3 protein-coding genes and 1 pseudogene are annotated in these 2333 nt (G+C 64.1%); 1 reads left to right on the forward strand and 3 read right to left on the reverse strand.

Annotation, left to right across the window (positions count from 1 at the left end):
• Nucleotides 1-135: 135 nt before the first annotated feature.
• Both AB0F17_RS66335 and AB0F17_RS66340 read right to left on the reverse strand, forming a co-directional pair.
• Nucleotides 136-348 carry a DUF397 domain-containing protein gene (locus AB0F17_RS66335; RefSeq protein WP_358047826.1) on the reverse strand — a complete coding sequence of 71 codons (213 nt, stop codon included), beginning with the start codon at nucleotides 346-348 and terminating at the stop codon, nucleotides 136-138.
• Nucleotides 336-1163, reverse strand: a complete 828-nt coding sequence (locus AB0F17_RS66340) for a helix-turn-helix transcriptional regulator (protein WP_358047827.1) — start codon at nucleotides 1161-1163, stop codon at nucleotides 336-338. The genes AB0F17_RS66335 and AB0F17_RS66340 overlap by 13 nt, the downstream gene beginning before the upstream one ends.
• Nucleotides 1164-1313: 150 nt before the next feature.
• Between AB0F17_RS66340 and AB0F17_RS66345 the strand changes: the two genes are divergently transcribed.
• Nucleotides 1314-1790 (forward strand): ATP-binding protein, encoded by a 477-nt coding sequence (locus tag AB0F17_RS66345; RefSeq protein ID WP_358047828.1) that lies wholly within the window; start codon nucleotides 1314-1316, stop codon nucleotides 1788-1790.
• 238 nt (nucleotides 1791-2028) lie between these two features.
• Here AB0F17_RS66345 and AB0F17_RS66350 read toward each other — a convergent pair.
• A pseudogene (locus AB0F17_RS66350) lies at nucleotides 2029-2241 on the reverse strand (IS5/IS1182 family transposase); the annotation flags it as partial.
• Between the last annotated feature and the right edge of the window lie 92 nt (nucleotides 2242-2333).

The following is a 2333-nucleotide window of genomic DNA, read 5'->3' on the forward strand; positions in this document are numbered from 1 at the left end:
CGGGAGCCGCGAGCTCCCTCAAGAGGCGAACACACCCCAGCCCGCGCAGGCAAGGACGGCGGTCAAGCCTCAACCCCGATCAAATTCGAAGAGCCCGTATGAGTTGGGAGTCTTCCCTTCCTGAGGGCTTATTGATTAGTCGAACTCGCCGTCCTTCACACCGCCGATGAAGGCGTCCCATTCGCCGGGGGTGAAGATGAGGGCTGGGCCGGTGGGGTTTTTGCTGTCGCGGACGCCTCGGTGTCCGCCGGACAGTTCGGCAACCTCAACGCAGTTGCCCCCATCGCTTCCGGATCGGGTGGACTTACGCCATGTAGCCGTGCTGAGTTCCTGGGTCAGCTCGTCCATCGTTGCGCTGCCTCCTTGATCATATTCATGGATTCGCGCTGCGACAGTGCGTCGGCGCGAATCCCCTCATATCTGAATGTTAGAGCGCTGACGTCTTCTGGTCGCTCTGTTACCCGGCCCAAGATTCCGGCGGATTCGATGTAGGCCGTATCAGGTATTCCCTGCGTTCGCGCGATGGCGAACCCCCCCAGAAGTCCAGGGGTGGAATAGGCGTTGAGGGGGAGGACCTGCATGGTGATCCGTGGCGCTTGTACGAGCTCGATAAGGTGGCTGAGCTGCGCCAACATCATGGCAGAGCTACCGATCGGACGATGGAGGATCCCTTCGTCTAGGACCACCCAGAGCATCGGGGGCTTGGTGCGCTGGAGGATGCTTTGGCGCTCCATTCGAGCGGTGACCTGCTCTTCGATCTGTTCTGGCCCCACGCCTGGTTCGCCGCTCAGGATGGCTCTGGCGTAGTCCTCGGTCTGAAACAGGCCGGGGATCATCAACGGCTCCCAGGCGCGGATCGCCTCTGCTGTGGCCTCCACGTCGAGCCACGGCCGGAACCACATGGGGGCCGCCGTGCGACTGACCATCGGCCAGAGGCGCGTCAGTGCTCCCTCCGCTTCCAACGCTTCGTCGCAGTAGCGGGCGAACTCTTCCGAGGGTGACCGTTGTGCGGTCTCGATCATGCTGATGGTGCCTACGGAGTAGGGCACCGTCTTCGAGAGTCGAAGCTGGGACCAGCCTCGGGCCTTACGGTGTCGCCGCAGCTCGAAACCAAAAAGAGCAGTTGGCGAATCCGAGGGGTATAGATCGCTTTCCTTCGGCATCTGACCTCCCAGGGGGCTTTCACCAAGGTTTCAACAGACAGCGAGGGAAACCGTTGATGACCGGTTGAAGTCGATTGACTACTCAATGTAGCCGAGTCTTGGGATGGTTGGAAGGCCGATCGAGGCCGACTTCTTCGAGTGAGTGAAGCCATGAAAGCAGCGAGCGCGGAGCCGAGGGTCATCGGCTCGATCCATCTGGTGGGCATTCGCGAGTCCGTCGCGCACGCCCGCTCCGAAGTGCGCAGATGGCTCGGAGACGATCACCCTTCTGTCGACGACGCCGTGCTGGCGGCCTCCGAGCTCGTGACCAACGCGCTCCGGCATTCCGCCGCCAGGCCGTACGACTTCGTCGGCCTCACCGTCACCGCGACGGAGGGGATGGTCTACGTGGAGGTGCGTGACCCCGGTTCCGCGTTCTCCGCGCCGTACATCCGGCAGGAGTCGGAGGCGGGGGACGGTCGTGGACTGCTGATCGTCCGTGAGATCTCCCAGGACTGGGGGACCCGAGAGCACGGCCGTGGGCTTGGCCGTACCGTCTGGTGCGCCATCCGGGCCGTCCCTTGTTCCCCTGATCCGTCCGCCCCCGAACCGGTCTCAGGATCGGCCGGCGGACGCGGCTCTGGCTGAACGCGCAGGCAGTCAGAGCCGGGCGGCTCCGCCTTCTCATGGAGGGGAGCGGCGGAGCCGCCACCGAAACGTCCGGCCGGGCTCTTCCCCCGTAGCTCCAGGCCGGACACAGCCCCCGATGAGCGAACTCGTCCCACCCTCATCGGGGGCTATCTCCATAGCCGCAGGCCGTACCGGCTCGATGGATCAGGCGGGGGCGGCGAGTCCGGCGAGTCCCAGGGCACGGAGGTGTAGGGTCTCCGAGCGGATTCGCCTGCACGTTCATCCCGTGCACACGGTGCTTGCCAGAGTAGTACGGCCGGTCGGCCTTGATCCGGTCGGTGCGAATCAGCGTGCCGTCCAGCACCAGGTAGTGCAGCCCGTCCTTGCCGGCTTTGCGCAGCGCCTGCCCCAGCTTGGGCGAGCGCGCCGACAGCAGCATCACCGTCTCCTCCACATAGCGCCACGCTGTCAACGACGGCTGAATCTGGACCCCCTGGCGTCGTCTGAATTTTGACCCCTTGATGTGCTTGATTGTTATTGGTCGTTGGTGTGGCCAGCTGT

Origin of the sequence: Nonomuraea sp. NPDC026600 (genome assembly GCF_040638335.1) — a bacterium.
Taxonomy (GTDB): domain Bacteria; phylum Actinomycetota; class Actinomycetes; order Streptosporangiales; family Streptosporangiaceae; genus Nonomuraea.